The sequence below is a fragment of the Pseudomonas sp. NPDC089530 genome, assembly GCF_050280705.1.
GTDB lineage: Bacteria > Pseudomonadota > Gammaproteobacteria > Pseudomonadales > Pseudomonadaceae > Aquipseudomonas.
In genome coordinates this window covers 1-14,201 of sequence record NZ_JBNNVU010000022.1, presented here as the reverse complement: position 1 = coordinate 14,201, position 14,201 = coordinate 1, and the positions used below count along the sequence as shown (strand labels likewise).

The 14,201-nt window shown below is 64.2% G+C and carries 14 protein-coding genes, 1 pseudogene and 1 riboswitch; of the genes and pseudogenes, 3 read left to right on the top strand and 12 right to left on the bottom strand.

Features of this window, described 5'->3' with window-relative positions:
• Positions 1–37 precede the first annotated feature (37 nt).
• Genes ACQKQA_RS11400 through cobO form a run of 6 tightly spaced genes read right to left on the bottom strand, consistent with a single transcriptional unit; the run spans position 38 to position 5,944 of the window.
• Entirely contained in the window at positions 38–1,489 is a 1,452-nt protein-coding gene (locus ACQKQA_RS11400) for a cobyric acid synthase (RefSeq protein ID WP_427556925.1), read from the bottom strand.
• Entirely contained in the window at positions 1,486–2,478 is a 993-nt protein-coding gene (gene cobD, locus ACQKQA_RS11395) for a threonine-phosphate decarboxylase CobD (protein ID WP_427556922.1), read from the bottom strand. Before cobD ends, ACQKQA_RS11400 begins: the two co-directional genes overlap by 4 nt.
• Positions 2,471–3,379, bottom strand: coding sequence for an adenosylcobinamide-phosphate synthase CbiB (cbiB, locus tag ACQKQA_RS11390; RefSeq protein WP_427556919.1), 909 nt, complete (start codon positions 3,377–3,379; stop codon positions 2,471–2,473). Before cbiB ends, cobD begins: the two co-directional genes overlap by 8 nt.
• Complete coding sequence (gene bluB, locus ACQKQA_RS11385; RefSeq protein WP_427556916.1) at positions 3,376–4,026, bottom strand: 5,6-dimethylbenzimidazole synthase; 651 nt, start codon at positions 4,024–4,026, stop codon at positions 3,376–3,378. Before bluB ends, cbiB begins: the two co-directional genes overlap by 4 nt.
• Positions 4,023–5,336, bottom strand: coding sequence for a cobyrinate a,c-diamide synthase (locus ACQKQA_RS11380; RefSeq protein WP_427556913.1), 1,314 nt, complete (start codon positions 5,334–5,336; stop codon positions 4,023–4,025). Before ACQKQA_RS11380 ends, bluB begins: the two co-directional genes overlap by 4 nt.
• Positions 5,333–5,944: a cob(I)yrinic acid a,c-diamide adenosyltransferase gene (cobO, locus tag ACQKQA_RS11375; RefSeq protein ID WP_427556910.1), complete on the bottom strand. Its 612-nt coding sequence runs from the start codon at positions 5,942–5,944 to the stop codon at positions 5,333–5,335. Before cobO ends, ACQKQA_RS11380 begins: the two co-directional genes overlap by 4 nt.
• 80 nt (positions 5,945–6,024) lie before the next feature.
• Positions 6,025–6,259, bottom strand: a riboswitch (cobalamin riboswitch).
• 170 nt (positions 6,260–6,429) lie between these two features.
• Between cobO and ACQKQA_RS11370 the strand changes: the two genes are divergently transcribed.
• Both ACQKQA_RS11370 and ACQKQA_RS11365 read left to right on the top strand, forming a co-directional pair.
• A complete protein-coding gene (locus ACQKQA_RS11370; protein WP_427556907.1) occupies positions 6,430–7,011 on the top strand; it encodes a hypothetical protein in 582 nt (193 codons plus the stop codon).
• A gap of 71 nt (positions 7,012–7,082) precedes the next feature.
• On the top strand, positions 7,083–8,402 hold the full coding sequence (locus ACQKQA_RS11365) for a PQQ-dependent sugar dehydrogenase (protein WP_427556904.1): 1,320 nt from the start codon (positions 7,083–7,085) through the stop codon (positions 8,400–8,402).
• A 2-nt stretch (positions 8,403–8,404) separates the two neighbouring features.
• On the opposite strand, the gene ACQKQA_RS11360 is transcribed toward ACQKQA_RS11365, so the two are convergent.
• The 6 genes from ACQKQA_RS11360 to ACQKQA_RS11335 all read right to left on the bottom strand — a co-directional run bounded on the left by ACQKQA_RS11360 (position 8,405) and on the right by ACQKQA_RS11335 (position 13,702).
• Positions 8,405–9,067 (bottom strand): class I SAM-dependent methyltransferase, encoded by a 663-nt coding sequence (locus ACQKQA_RS11360; RefSeq protein ID WP_427556901.1) that lies wholly within the window; start codon positions 9,065–9,067, stop codon positions 8,405–8,407.
• A gap of 24 nt (positions 9,068–9,091) precedes the next feature.
• Positions 9,092–9,625, bottom strand: a complete 534-nt coding sequence (locus ACQKQA_RS11355; RefSeq protein ID WP_427556898.1) for a C40 family peptidase — start codon at positions 9,623–9,625, stop codon at positions 9,092–9,094.
• A gap of 165 nt (positions 9,626–9,790) precedes the next feature.
• Positions 9,791–10,414, bottom strand: a complete 624-nt coding sequence (locus ACQKQA_RS11350) for a C40 family peptidase (RefSeq protein ID WP_427556895.1) — start codon at positions 10,412–10,414, stop codon at positions 9,791–9,793.
• 214 nt (positions 10,415–10,628) lie between these two features.
• Positions 10,629–11,333, bottom strand: a complete 705-nt coding sequence (hda, locus tag ACQKQA_RS11345) for a DnaA regulatory inactivator Hda (RefSeq protein WP_007898944.1) — start codon at positions 11,331–11,333, stop codon at positions 10,629–10,631.
• A 227-nt stretch (positions 11,334–11,560) separates the two neighbouring features.
• A complete protein-coding gene (locus tag ACQKQA_RS11340; protein ID WP_427556890.1) occupies positions 11,561–12,634 on the bottom strand; it encodes an AI-2E family transporter in 1,074 nt (357 codons plus the stop codon).
• Positions 12,635–12,670: 36 nt separating this feature from the next.
• The gene (locus ACQKQA_RS11335; protein WP_427556888.1) at positions 12,671–13,702 is read right to left on the bottom strand and encodes a DUF2066 domain-containing protein; all 1,032 of its coding nucleotides are present in this window, start codon (positions 13,700–13,702) and stop codon (positions 12,671–12,673) included.
• A 386-nt stretch (positions 13,703–14,088) separates the two neighbouring features.
• Here ACQKQA_RS11335 and ACQKQA_RS11330 point away from each other — a divergent pair.
• Positions 14,089–14,201: pseudogene (locus ACQKQA_RS11330) on the top strand (phosphoribosylformylglycinamidine cyclo-ligase); the annotation flags it as partial.

Sequence of the window (14,201 nt, the reverse complement as noted above, 5' to 3'; positions counted from 1 at the left end):
ACCGCCACAACGGCGCCGCACTGCCGGCGCCGACCTTCTAAAGCCCGCAGAGTTGACGCAGACGCCCAGTGTCCAGATGCTGCTCCACCAGGTCGGCCAGGCGTTCGATGTCGCGCTCGCGCAGGGCGTGGTAGTCGACCTCCTGCACCTCGCGCAACCCCGCCCAGCGCAACAGCGCGCTACAGGCCGCCGGTGTCTCGAACAGGCCGTGCAGGTAGGTCCCGAGAATCTGCCCGTCGGCGCTGCGCGCGCCGTCGCAACGCCCGTCGTCCAGGGTCACCGCCGGCAGCTCCAGGGCGGGCCCCGTGGTGACTCCGGCATGGATCTCGTAACCGCTGACACTGGCCTCTTCCAACAGCAGACGCCCCCGCACATTGCGCAGTTGCTTCTCTTGCTCCAGCACCGTCTCGAACGCCAGCAACCCCAGCCCCGGGCTCGACCCCGGCGCCCCTTCCAGCCCCAGAGGGTCGTGCATCTGTTCGCCCAGCATCTGCAGACCACCGCAGATGCCCAGCACCTTGCCGCCGTAGCGCAGATGCCGGGCGATGGCGCTGTCCCAGCCCTGGGCACGCAGATACGCCAGGTCGCCGCGCACGCTTTTCGAGCCGGGCAGGATGATCAGATCGGCCGGCCCAATCGCCTGCCCAGGGCCGATGAATTGCAGGTCCACCTGAGGATGCAGGCGCAGCGGGTCGAAGTCGGTGTGATTGCTGATGCGCGGCAACACCGGCACCAGCACTTTCAGCACCTGCTCGGCCTTGCCGGCCTGACGGGGGTCGATGCCGTCCTCGGCTTCCAGGTGCAAGTCCAGCACATAGGGCAACACGCCGATCACCGGTTTGCCGGTACGTGCCTCGAGCCAGTCGAGGCCCGGTTGCAGCAAGGCGAGATCGCCGCGAAAGCGGTTGATGATGAAACCTTTGACCCGCGCCTGCTCGCTGGGGGACAGCAGCTCGAGGGTGCCCACCAGGTGGGCGAAAACCCCACCGCGGTTGATGTCGGCGATCAGCACCACCGGACAGTCCACCGCTTCGGCAAACCCCATGTTGGCGATATCGCCGGCGCGCAGATTGATCTCCGCCGGCGAGCCTGCGCCTTCCACCATCACCACCGGATAGGCCGCGCTCAGGCGTTGATGGGAAGCCAGCACCGCCTGCATGGCGATAGCCTTGTAGTCGTGGTAGGCCACGGCATTCATGGTCGTCACGGCGCGGCCGTGAATGATCACCTGGGCGCCGGTGTCGCTGTTGGGCTTGAGCAGCACCGGGTTCATGTCGGTGTGCGGTTCCAGGTACGCGGCCTGGGCCTGTACCGCCTGGGCCCGGCCGATCTCGCCGCCGTCGGCGGTCACCGCGCTGTTGAGGGCCATGTTCTGCGGCTTGAAGGGGACGACGCTCACGCCCTGACGCGTCAGCCAGCGGCAGAGCGCCGTCACCAGGGTACTTTTACCGGCATCGGAGGTGGTGCCCTGCACCATCAGGGTGGTCATGGATGCTCCTTGGCATAGGCGACCAGCGCCTGTTCGAGACGCGCCCAGTCGGCCTCGTCGGCCGGCAGGCCGAAACGCAGGCTGCTGTTGTGGACGAACAGCCGCAGCAGGATGCCGCGCAGCGCCATGAACTCATGCACTCGCTCGGCACGCTCGGTGATCAGCCATTGGAACAACGCGCAGCCGCCCTGGGGTTTCAGGCCATAACGCTCAAGCAGCAGCGCCAGACGCAGGCTCGCCGCTTCGCTGCGTACCCGTTGTCGCGCATGGCCTTCGCTGTCGCGCAGGCATACCTGCCCCAGCACCCGGGTCGGCCCGCTGACGGCCCAGGGCCCGACCTGTTCGGCCAGCAACCGCAGCAGTTTGCGCTCGGCCAGCACGAACCCCAGGCGCACACCGGCCAGGCCGAAAAACTTGCCGAAGGAGCGCAGCACGATCAACCCCACCTGATCGGCCTGGGCCGCCAGGCTCAACTGCGGGGTGTTGTCCATGAAGGCTTCGTCCACCACCAGCCAGCCACCGCGCTGGGCCAGACGCGCATGCCAGTCCAACAGGCGCTCCGGGGTCAGGCTCAGGCCCGTGGGGTTGTTCGGGTTGACCACCACCAGCACGTCCAGGCTGTCGAGGAAGAAGTCCACTTCCTGCTCCAGCACCTCACGCACGATGTAGCCGCTGCGACGCCAGGCTTCGGCGTGCTCGGCATAACAGGGCGACAACACGCCGACCTTGCCGGCACGGCGTAAACGCGGAAGCAACTGGATCGCCGCCTGGGAGCCGGGCACCGGCAACACATGGGTCGCGCCGTAGTAGTCGCAGGCTGCCTGCTCCAGGCCGTCGTCGGTTTCCGGCAGGCGCGCCCAGGCGCGAATCCCTATCTCGGGAATGGGCCAGGGCCAGGGCGCCAGGCCGCTGGACAGGTCCAGCCAGTCGGCCTCGGCGATGCCGTACTGCTCGGCCGCCTTGCGCAGGCGACCACCGTGCTCAAGCATAGAATTGTGCCCCCACACAGAGAATCAGCAGCCACAACCAGACCCCACGCTGCACCAGCTGCCAGCCGCGATCGATGGAACCGGCATCGGCCGCCGGACCTTCGCCCAGCTGCGGCCGCTGGTGCAGCTCGCCGTGATAGATCGCCGCGCCGCCCAACTCGACGCCCAGGGCCCCGGCCCCGGCCGCCATCACCGGTCCGGCGTTCGGGCTGTCCCAGGTCGGCCCCTGGCGGCGCCAGCACTTCAGGGCCAGGCGGGTCTTGCCCAGCAGCGCGTAAGTCAGGGCCACCAGCCGGGCCGGAATGTAGTTGAGCAGGTCGTCGATCTTCGCCGCCGCCCAGCCGAAACGCTCGAACCGTTCATTACGATAGCCCCACATGGCATCCAGAGTATTGCTCAGACGATAGAGCACCACCCCCGGAACGCCGGCCACGGCAAACCAGAACAAGGCGGCGAACACCGCGTCGCTGCCGTTTTCCAGCACCGATTCGGTGGCGGCGCGGGCGACTTCGGTGGCGTCCAGTTCGCTGGTCTGGCGGCTGACGAGATAGCTGACCCGTTGCCGCGCCTGATCCAGGTCGTCGCTGCGCAAGGCCTGGGCCACCGGCTCGACATGCTCGCCGAGGCTGCGCAGGCCCAGGGCGCAGTACAACGCCAGGATCTCGACTATCCAACCGACCAAGGGCAGCCAGGAAAACAGCGTTACCAGCAGCGTCAGCGGCAGCACCGCGATGACCCAGGCGGTGACGCCATGACTGCGCCAGCCGCGACCACCGGAGTTGAAACGTTGCTCGATGCGATCGGCAAAACGACCGAACGCCACCAGCGGATGCCAGCGCTTGGGTTCGCCCAGCAACGCATCCAGCGCCACTGCGGCGACACTCAGCAACGCCACGCTCATTGACTCACTCCCCAATAATTTTCATACAGCAACTCACTCAGCGGGCGCTCTCGCGCCCAGCCTTCGAGCACCAGCATCGGTGCCGGATAAAATTCGCCGACCGGCCCCAGGCACAACACCGCCAACGGCTTGGCCCCGGCCGGCAAGCCCAGCAGTCGGGCCAAGGCAACAGGCTCGAACAGCGACACCCAGCCCATGCCCAGCCCTTCGGCCCGGGCCGCCAGCCACAGGTTCTGGATCGCGCAGGACAGCGAGGCCAGATCCATTTCCGGCAAGGTCCGGCGACCGAAAATATGCCGCTCGCGGTCGTCCATCAGCGCCGCCACCAGCACCTCGGCGCAATCGTGGATGCCTTCGACCTTGAGCTTCATGAACTCGTCGGAGCGTTCGCCCAGGGCCTCGGCCGTGCGCACCCGCTCCTCTTCCACCAGTTGCCGGATCTGCCCACGCAACGCCCGATCGCTGATGCGGATGAAACGCCAGGGCTGCATCAGGCCGACACTCGGCGCCTGGTGCGCGGCCTCCAGCAAACGGCGCAGGACCTGTGGCTCGACCGTGCCGCCGGTGAAGTGGCGCATGTCCCTGCGCTCGGCGATCGCGCGGTAGACCGCGTCGCGCTCGGCCGCGGAAAAAGCGTTGTCGGTCATGGGTGCTTCGCGCCTTCAGGCGCCAGCAGCGCCGCCACCGCTCCAGGGTTGGACGGAAAATAGAAATGCACGTAAGAGGCGGTCATTCGCCCCGCGCGATACACCGCTTCCGCGCCACGCCCGCCATTCGGGCTCAGGCCCCGGGCGATCGGCACCAGCTCGGTAGTGGTCAACGAGTGGTGGTAGGTGTGGCCGCGCAACGCGCCTTCCGGCAACTCCACCGCCTGCAGGGCCAACGCCGCCAGGCGCTTTTGCATCACCGCGTCGCCGGGCAGCAGGCCCAGCAGTTCGGCGCGCTCGCCGTCGACGTCGGTCAGCGAGTCCAGCAGATACAACATGCCGCCGCACTCGGCGAGCAAGGGCTTGCCCATGGCGTGATGCTCTCGGATCGCGCTGAGCATCGAGCCATTCGCCGCCAGCGCCCGGTGATGCAGCTCCGGGTAACCGCCCGGCAGGTAAAGGCTGTCCGCCTCGGGCAGCGTGGTGTCATGGATCGGCGAGAAAAAGCGCAGCTCGGCGCCCATGGCCCGCAGCAGATCCAGGCTCGCGCCATAGGTAAAGGCAAAGGCTTCGTCCCGGGCCACGGCAATGCGCACGCCGGCCAGCAGCGGCTCGACGGCCACCACCTGGGGCGCGGCAAACTCGACGGCCGGGGGCAAGGCCACTTCGCAACTGTCGGCCAGGGCCGCTGCCGCTGCGTCGAGCCGCAGGTCCAGGTCGTTGAGTTCGCTGGCCTGCACCAAGCCCAGGTGGCGGCTCGGCAGTTCGATCCCGGTTTCCCGGGACAAGGCGCCGTACCAGCGCAGCCCCTCAGTCAGGCTGCCTTCGAGCAACTGCGCATGGCGCAGGGTGCCGACTCGGTTGGCCAGCACCCCGGCGAACGGCAGGTCCGGCTGATAACGCGCCAGCCCCAACGCCAGGGCGCCGAAGGTCTGGGCCATGGCCGTGCCATCGATCACCCCCAGCACCGGCACCCCGAAATGCCGCGCCAGATCGGCGCTGGACGGGGTGCCGTCGAACAACCCCATCACGCCTTCGATCAGAATCAGGTCCGCCTCGCCCGCGGCTTCCCACAACAGGCGTCGGCTCTCCTGCTCGCCGACCATCCACATGTCCAGTTGATACACCGGCGCGCCGCTGGCGCGCTCGAGAATCATCGGGTCGAGGAAGTCCGGGCCGCACTTGAACACGCGTACCTTGCGTCCCTGATTGCGATGCAAGCGGGCCAGCGCGGCGGTCACGGTGGTCTTGCCCTGGCCGGAGGCCGGGGCGGCAATCAGTACCGCCGGACAATGACGGGCATCACTCACAGTTCGACGCCTTTCTGCGCTTTGATCCCGGCCTGGAAGGCATGCTTGAGCATGCCCATCTCGGTGACGGTGTCGGCCATTTCGATCATTTCCGGCTTGGCGCCGCGCCCGGTGACCACCACATGCTGCATCGGCGGTCGGGCCTGCAGGTCGCTGAGCACCTGATCCAGGTCGAGGTAACCGTGCTTGAGGGCGATGTTCAGCTCATCGAGCACCACCAGGCCGATATTCGGATCGCGCAGCAGTTCGCGGGACACCGCCCAGGCGGCTTCGGCCGCGGCGATGTCGCGCTGGCGGTCCTGGGTCTCCCAGGTAAAGCCCTCGCCCATCACGTGGAAGCGCACCTGCTCCGGGAAGCGGCGGAAAAACAACTCCTCGCCGGTGCTGTTGCGGCCCTTGATGAACTGCACCACACCGCATTGCATGCCGTGGCCCATGGCCCGCGCGAGCATGCCGAAGGCCGAGCTGCTCTTGCCTTTGCCGTTGCCGGTCAGCACCAGCAGCAAGCCGCACTCGTTCGGCGAGTTGGCGATACGTTCATCGATCACGGCCTTTTTGCGTTGCATGCGCGCCAGATGGCGTTCGTCACGATCGGGGGATTCAGTCATGGGGCAGCTCTCCGTTGGGGCTGGATAACGGGGGGCAGGCATAGGAATAGACGGCGCAAGCCTGGCATCGCCCACCGTGATGCCGTTGGATGGATCAGGCCGGTCTCCGGGCTTGTGAGTGGCGGATGCCCAACTGCGCGCCTTCCCATGTCGACACTCGACACAGTGGCATCAGGCGCAGTCTTGACTCATTTACCGTTGCGGGGGCAGCGCCGGAATCGTCAGGGGTGCCCTGTCGGCACGGGGACTCACCGGCTTCCCTGTTTCACTCTGTCGACCAGCGGGTCACAGAGCACCTGAAACAAGTCGCGAAGGTTAGAGGGTTGGGGGTGGAGCGTCAATGAAAGCCAGGGCCTGACGGATGGGCGAAATGCTGCCTATCGGAAACGTGGCGCCAATCTTGTGCCACACTCAGTGCAGTGATATCAAATAGCCATAATCTCGTTAAAAAATTCCACAATCTCAAAAAGAATAGGAAAAGTCCGATGCAAGGCATGATCATCAGCAATCCGAAACTGGAGTTCCTGCGCCCTGCCCTGGAACGCTGGTTCGATTGCATCGACCGCTACAACACCGTGCGCGGCGATAACGAAAGCCCGTACTGGTTCGACGAACAAGCCAACCTGGGGTTGCTCTCATCCGCGGCCTGGATGGCGGAAATGGTCACCCTGGAACACACCCCGAGCAAAAAACAGCTCGAAGAAGGCAACCGTAACGGGCGCACCGACCTGTATATCGCCACGCCGGAGGAACGGGTCTATATCCAGGCCACCCAGCGCTGGCCCCGGGTCAACAGCCTGCGCCTGACCCAGCCGCTGCTGGACGCCGCCAGCGACGCGAAAAAGGCCAGCTACCCCAGCGACCTGAAGCTCGGCTGCCTGTTCGTCACGCCGCAGAAGAGCCAGCACAGCGCCACTCCGGAAGAACTGCAGGACATGGTCGACGACCTGCAGAAGGAACATTGCTGCGCCGTGGCCTGGTACTTCCCCTACGCCTACCGCAAATTGCACAACGAGGCCGGCAACTATCACCCTGGCGTCGCCGTGCTGTTCAAGGAAGCCCACTGAATGGTTTGAACCATTGCCAGCCTGTGCTTCTCTATGACGACACCGACTCGTGCATTCATAGGGAAATCAGCATGCTCAAGCTTCGATACGCCATCCTCATCAGTGTCGCCACAGGCCTGGTCGCCTGTGGCGAGAGCTCCAGCCTCCAGGTATCCGACGGCACCGGCCCCTCGCCAAAACTGCCTGAACCGAACCCGACCCTGATCCCGACCGTGAACATCGCCCCGGCGATCGGCTGGTCCGCTGGCGCCAAACCCGTGGCCGCCGCCGGCACCCAGGTGGCCGCGTTCGCCGAAGGCCTGGACCACCCACGCTGGCTGTACGTGCTGCCCAACGGCGATGTACTGGTGGCAGAGACCAACGCCCCGGCCAAACCCGATGACGACAGGGGCTTTCGTGGCTGGATCGCAGGCAAGATCATGAGCCGCGCCGGTGCAGGCGTGCCCAGCCCGAACCGCATCACCCTGCTGCGGGACAAGGACCACGACGGCGTGGCGGAAACCCGCACGGTCTTCCTGGAAAACCTCAACTCACCGTTCGGCATGACGCTGGTGGGCAACGACTTGTATGTCGCCGATACCGATCGGCTGCTGCGCTTCCCCTATCGGGACGGTGACACGAAGATCACCGCCCAACCGACCAAAGTGGTCGACCTGCCGGGCGGTACGCTGAACCACCACTGGACCAAAAACGTGATTGCCAGCAAGGACGGCAGCAAGCTGTATGTCACGGTTGGCTCCAACAGCAACGTGGGCGAGAACGGCCTGGACCAGGAACAAGGTCGCGCCGCTATCTGGGAAGTCGATCGCGCCAGCGGCCAGCAGCGGATTTTCGCCTCCGGCCTGCGCAACCCCAACGGTATGGCCTGGGAGCCGCACAGCGGGCAACTGTGGACCGCGGTCAACGAACGCGACGAGATCGGCAGCGACCTGGTGCCGGACTACATCACCTCGGTCAAGGACGGCGCCTTCTATGGCTGGCCCTACAGCTACTACGGCCAGCATGTGGACGTACGAGTCACACCGCAGAACCCGGAGCTGGTAGCCAAGGCCATCGCCCCCGACTACGCCATCGGCCCGCACACCGCCTCCCTGGGCCTGGCCTTCGCCGAAGGCAGCAAGCTGCCGGCGCCGTTCACCCAGGGCGTGTTCATCGGCCAGCACGGCTCATGGAACCGCAAGCCCCATAGCGGCTACAAGGTGATCTTCGTGCCCTTCGCCAATGGCAAGCCAGTGGGTCAACCGGTGGATGTGCTGACCGGCTTCTTGAGTGCCGACGAAAAAGCCATGGGCCGCCCGGTCGGGGTGGTGATCGACAAGCAAGGGGATCTGTTGGTGGCCGACGATGTCGGCAACAAGGTCTGGCGCGTTTCAGCCGCCAAGGCGCAATAGGTTCAACGCTTGCGGCACAGGCTCAAACCATCCCCCAGGGGGAGCAGCGACAGGTCGACACGCGGGTCATCCTTCAAGGCACGGTTGAGTGCCTGGATGGCCCGGGTGTCTTCGCTCTGGGGATTGCTCTCCAGCACCCGGCCGCTCCATAGGGTGTTATCGAATACCGCCAGGCCACCCACCCGCAGCAGGCGCAGGGCACTTTCCAAGTAGGCGGGGTAATTGGCTTTGTCGGCGTCGATGAAGACCAGGTCGAAACCCGCTTCGCCTTCCTCGCGCTCGATCCGCGCCAGCGTCTCGAGTGCCGGCGCCAGACGCAGCTCGATGCGCCCGGCGACACCTGCTTCCTGCCAGTAGCGGTGCGCGGTGGCGTTGTAGTCACCCGGGATGTCGCAGCAGATCAACTGACCGTCCTCGGGCAAGGCCATGGCCATGCACAGGGCGCTGTAACCCGTGAAAGTCCCGACTTCCAGCACCCGCCTGGCGCCGACCAGCCTGACCAGCAATGCCAGGAACTGCCCCTGTTCAGGCGCCACCTGCCAACGCGCCATGGGCAGCGCCTGGGTTTCGTCGCGCAGACGGCGCAGCAGCGGCGTTTCGCGCAGGGAAACGTCGAGCAGGTAGTGATAGAGGGCGTCGTCGAGGTTGAGGGTACGAGCGGTCATGACCACCTCGACGCAGAAAAGAACCTAAGGGTTGTGCGCCAGGTGCTCTGGCTGCAGCACACGTTTGGCGCTCAGGTAGGCTTTTTGCCAATAGGCCTTGGACAGGCTGTCCAGCTTCACCGTGCCGCCCGTGGCCGGCGCATGCACGAAGCGGCCTTCGCCGACATAGATGCCGGCATGGCTGACCTGGGAACCGCCATTGGTAGCAAAAAATATCAGGTCGCCGGTCTGCAAGGCATTCTTGCCGACATCCGGCGCCTGCATGCCAATCATTTCTCGGGTCGAACGGGGCAGCGAGATACCGGCGGCATCGCGGTAGACATAACCGATCAGGCCGCTGCAATCGAAACCGGAGTCCGGCGTATTGCCACCCCAGCGATAAGGCGTGCCCACCAGGCCCAACGCACGGAACAGCACGTCTTCGGCAGCTGGCGAGAAGGTCTGGGGAGAATTGAAAACCGGAGCACGTACCACAGGCGCGGGTGGCGGGGTACGGCTGGCACACGCGCTGAGCAGCGCGGCGAGAACGATCAATGCGAGGCGGGCCGACGTCGACATATACAGAACAATCCTGATCTGGATGCGGCTTTCTCTGCCGTGAGGCCGAAAACAAAACCGCGTAAGCAGGGCTTACGCGGTTAGTTTTCAACAATAGATCAGGATTCTAGCGACTACGCACCAAACTTCAAGTAAGACTTTAAGTTTGCCTTACAAAAAGTCCGCTTATTTACGTGCGGTGACCACGGTCGGGGCCATGGCGAGGGCGCGTTTGGCTTCGATGAAGCTCTTGCTCCAGTAGCTGTCGCCCAGGCTGTCCACCCGGACACCACCGCTGCGGCGGCTGCTGGAATGGATGAACTGGTCGTCGCCCAGGTAGATGCCAGCGTGGCTGACACGACCGCGGCGGCCATTGGTGGCGAAGAACAACAGATCGCCCGGCTGCAGCTTGTTGCGCGCAACCAGAGGAGCATCCACGTTGATCATTTCGCGAGTGGAGCGCGGCAGATTCATGCCGGCTTCTTCACGGAACAGGTAGCCGATGAAACCGCTGCAATCGAAGCCGGCTTCTGAGGTACCGCCGAAACGGTAACGGGTACCGATCAGGGAGCGGCCACGCTCGAGAATGCTGTCAGCCAGGACCGGCAGCTGGTAAGGCTTGCTGCCTGCGAACTCGGCAAGTTCTTTTTCGGTTGCCAGTTCTTCCTGGAAAAGAGCAGAAGACTGGGCTTTTGAAGAGTATTGAGCCTGTTGTTGCTGTTCTTGTTGGCTCACCGGAGAGTGGGTGGCGCAACCATACAACAGGGTGACGAGTGCAAGAGGCACGAGGGGTGCGAAGCGCTTCAGCATGGGCACGACCGTGGCTTAAAGTTATAAAGAAGCCGCGACTATGCCCTCTATCGCTCTTATTTGCAAATTCAATCGATTATTTTGTGACTTATCGGTTTCTCGCTTACATCTAAGGCCTTAAGCCCATTTTAAACCCACACGCCTCTGGAAGCGCTTCCGGATGCGGGTTTTCTGGCGCCTGAAATATACCGAAAATCCCCTGCGGGCCGCTGTTTTACCAGCCCAGGGTTTCCTTGAGGAAGGGAATGGTGAGCTTGCGCTGGGCTTGCAGGGAAGCCTGGTCGAGGCGCTCCAGCAGCTCGAACAGGGCGCTCATGCTGCGGGTACCGCGAGTCAGGATAAAGTGCCCGACTTCGTCGGTCAGGTGCAGCCCGCGACGGGAAGCACGCAATTGCAACGCCCGCAGTTTGTCTTCATCGGAGAGTGGGCGCATCTGGAAGATCAGCGCCAGGGTCAGGCGCGATTTGAGGTCCGCCAGCTTTACCGGCAGCTCCCGCGGAGAAGTCGAAGCAGCGATCAGCAAGCGCCGACCGCTGTCACGCAGACGGTTGAACAGATGGAACAGCGCCTCTTCCCAGTCAGCCTTGCCCGCCACCGCTTGCAAGTCGTCCAGGCAAACCAGTTCGTACTGTTCCAGGTTGTCGAGGATTTCGATGCCGCGATCCAGCAACTCCGCCAGGGGCAGATAGACCGCCGGCTCCCCCAACTGCTCGAAGCGCAGGCAGGCCGCCTGCAGCAAGTGCGTGCGCCCTACCCCATCCTTACCCCAGAGGTAGATCAGGCTTTCGGTCCAGCCAGCGTCGGCTTCGCAAAGCCGCTCGACATAGCCGAGTGCAGCGGCATTGGCGCCTGGGTAGTAGTTGATGAAGGTGGCGTCATCCCGCAGACGCACACCTAGGGGCAGCTGAATCGGTTTCATGCTGACTGAACAGTTCCAAACGAACCGTTAGTGGCCTCTGTGTAAAGTTTGCAAAGTTTATACCCGTGACGCCGGGCGCACAATGTAGCAGACCACGAGCAAAATCAAAGGTTTGCGTCAGCTTGAAGAAATCCCGAGGGTTTCTTTGACGCTGGATGTGACAGCTGCAAAGGCCTTCGGAGCCACCCGCCCATACCCGGGCGCCTCGAAAGCCCAGGCAAGGCCCGTTACTGCCCGGACTCCTCGCCACCACTGTAGATATCCGAATCCTTGTACAGGTCGTGTACATGGCGCACCAGTACCATGATCACCGCCGCCACCGGCAAAGCCAGCAGGACGCCGGTGAAACCGAACAGCTCTCCCCCCGCAAGAATCGCGAAGATCACCGCCACCGGGTGCAGGCCGATCCGGTCACCCACCAGCAAGGGCGTCAGCACCATGCCTTCCAGGGCCTGGCCGACCATGAACACCGCAACGATGCCAATCATGGGGTACAGGTCGCCGCCGAACTGGAACAAGCCGGCAATCAGCGCCGCGCCGATGCCGATGACGAAGCCCATGTACGGCACGATCGCCGCCAGGCCGGCAATCAGACCGATCAACAACCCCAGCTCCAGGCCGACCAGCATCAGGCCGGCGGCATAGATCCCGCCGAGAGCGACCATCACCAGCAACTGGCCACGGACGAAGGCCCCCAGCACTTCATGACATTCCCCGGCCAGCGCCACCGCGCGCGCTTCGCGATCCCGGGGCAACAGACTGCGGATCTTCGCCATCATCAGGTCCCAGTCGCGCAGCAGGTAAAAGCTGACTACCGGAATCAGCACCAGGTTGGCCAGCCAGCCGATCAGCGCCAGGCTGGAAGCCGTTGCCTGACTGAGGATCACACCGACGATATCGGTGGTCTGCCCCATGTGTTCGCTGATCGCCGCCTTGACCTTGTCGAACTTCCAGAAGCCATCGGCCAGACCGAGCTTGGACTGGGCCCAGGGCATCGCCGTGTGCTGCAACCAGTCAAGCATCTGCGGCGCCAGCTCATACAGGCGCAGCAACTGCTTGGCGAGCATCGGCACCAGCACCAGCAACAACGCCATGACGATCAGGGTGAACAGCGCGAATACCGCCACCACGCCCCAGGTCCGCGACAAGCCGAACCTTTCCAGGCGGTCCACCAGCGGATCGAACAGATAGGCCAGCAGCAAGGCCACCAGGAACGGTGTCAGGATCGGGTGCAACAGGTAGACAAACCCACACAGCAGGACCAGCCCACCCAACCAGACCCAACGACGCGTATCAGCCATGAACCACTCCATTGCTTCTATATAAAGAAAGAAAATCTACCAGCGAAAATGCAGCTGCGCGGCAGGCGCAGGTACAGGGACCGAGCCTTGGACGGTCGGCTGGGCAGGCGCGGCACTCGCCTGGACTTCCTGCAAACGCGCCAGGCTCAATTGCGCCCGCAATTGCTCGGCACTGCCGCTGACCCGATAAACCGAACGATCGCCATCGACGCTCTGCAAACGCCCCCCGAAAGGCTCGAGCAAATGCCCCAGCGCCGCGTAATGTTCCAGGTTCATGCCCTGCACTTCCAGCAGCTGTTCGCTGGAGGCACCCGGCCTGGTCACGAAACGGGGCGCCAGGCGCTGACTGACCGCAAGCAGCACCGCATCGGCCAGGGCCGGCACATCGGCGCCCTGGACGCTGCCCTGCTCCTTCTGGCCTCCCAGCCACAGACGCCATTTGGCCTGCCACTGGCCGCCCTCTTCGCGGGCGTGCACCGCCAGCAGCGCGTCCGTTCCGTAGCGCTCCGAGGCAGCCTGCAATGGCGCCGGATCGGCACCTTCGAGATTCGGCGCCGTGGCGACAATCTGCTCGCTCAGGTCGGCCAGCGGCAAACGCAGCGGCAAACCGCGATGCTGGGCCGCGCGGCGCAGCGGCGCGGCACTGGCCTGGCCGTCGCCGACCAGGCTGGAACCTTCGGTGGAATCGGTCAGCCACCAACCCAGGATCGACGGACGATTGCTGCCCCACAGCGACAGGCCGGCCTGACGCAGTGCACGGTCGGTGCTGACCGGATCGAAATCGACCTGCAGGCTTTCGGGCGGACCGGCGTCGTAGCCGTACTGGCTGATGATCTGCTGCGGGTCCTTGCGGATCGCTGCCAGCCCCGGGCCCTGCAAGGCCTTGCTGTCGCCGGTCAGGCGCAGCACCAGGGTTTCCAGGGCACGCTGGGTGGCCTGGTCCCGCTCGCCGGGAGTCTGGTTGGCGACCGGTTCGTGAACCTGATACAGGCCATTGAGGGTTTCGGCATGACTCGCCAGGCTGATCAACGACAAACAGCCCACAAAAAGAAATTTACGCAAACGCATGGAAGATTCCCGACGGCAAAAAGCGGCTGGAACTGACCGCGTGAACAGGGTTGAGCCAGGCTGTGACCACAAAGCCCGGGCAAACATTCACCCGATCGCTGGAAGTTTTGGCGCTGTCATAATGACAGCCGGTACAAGGCTATACCTTATACAGACCCGAGCGACGGGATCGACACGTGCCGTCACGGTTTTTTTTAAGCGGATGTGCCCTGCCCGTCGGCCCGAGGATGGCCGCTACACCTCAAGCCTGATAAAATCGCGCGCCTTCGCAGACCGGCAACAGCCGGGGTCGTTGAAATGATCGTGCGGCAGTGCCGCCGCGACGTTTTCAATGGCCTCCCTGGACTCGGTCCATACCCCCTGAATCCCCCCTAAAGGCCTGGATCATGAGCAAGCAACCCTCCCTGAGCTACAAAGACGCCGGTGTAGACATCGACGCCGGTGAAGCATTGGTCGAACGCATCAAGAGCGTCGCCAAGCGCACCGCGCGCCCGGATGC

Coding starts and splice junctions, on each gene's coding strand:
- ACQKQA_RS11400 (WP_427556925.1), bottom strand. CDS start 1,489: ATGACCACCCTGATGGTGCAGGGCACCACCTCCGATGCCGGTAAAAGT.
- cobO (WP_427556910.1), bottom strand. CDS start 5,944: ATGACTGAATCCCCCGATCGTGACGAACGCCATCTGGCGCGCATGCAA.
- ACQKQA_RS11365 (WP_427556904.1), top strand. CDS start 7,083: ATGCTCAAGCTTCGATACGCCATCCTCATCAGTGTCGCCACAGGCCTG.
- ACQKQA_RS11340 (WP_427556890.1), bottom strand. CDS start 12,634: ATGGCTGATACGCGTCGTTGGGTCTGGTTGGGTGGGCTGGTCCTGCTG.
- ACQKQA_RS11355 (WP_427556898.1), bottom strand. CDS start 9,625: ATGTCGACGTCGGCCCGCCTCGCATTGATCGTTCTCGCCGCGCTGCTC.
- cbiB (WP_427556919.1), bottom strand. CDS start 3,379: ATGAGCGTGGCGTTGCTGAGTGTCGCCGCAGTGGCGCTGGATGCGTTG.
- hda (WP_007898944.1), bottom strand. CDS start 11,333: ATGAAACCGATTCAGCTGCCCCTAGGTGTGCGTCTGCGGGATGACGCC.
- bluB (WP_427556916.1), bottom strand. CDS start 4,026: ATGACCGACAACGCTTTTTCCGCGGCCGAGCGCGACGCGGTCTACCGC.
- ACQKQA_RS11370 (WP_427556907.1), top strand. CDS start 6,430: ATGCAAGGCATGATCATCAGCAATCCGAAACTGGAGTTCCTGCGCCCT.
- ACQKQA_RS11335 (WP_427556888.1), bottom strand. CDS start 13,702: ATGCGTTTGCGTAAATTTCTTTTTGTGGGCTGTTTGTCGTTGATCAGC.
- ACQKQA_RS11350 (WP_427556895.1), bottom strand. CDS start 10,414: ATGCTGAAGCGCTTCGCACCCCTCGTGCCTCTTGCACTCGTCACCCTG.
- cobD (WP_427556922.1), bottom strand. CDS start 2,478: ATGCTTGAGCACGGTGGTCGCCTGCGCAAGGCGGCCGAGCAGTACGGC.
- ACQKQA_RS11360 (WP_427556901.1), bottom strand. CDS start 9,067: ATGACCGCTCGTACCCTCAACCTCGACGACGCCCTCTATCACTACCTG.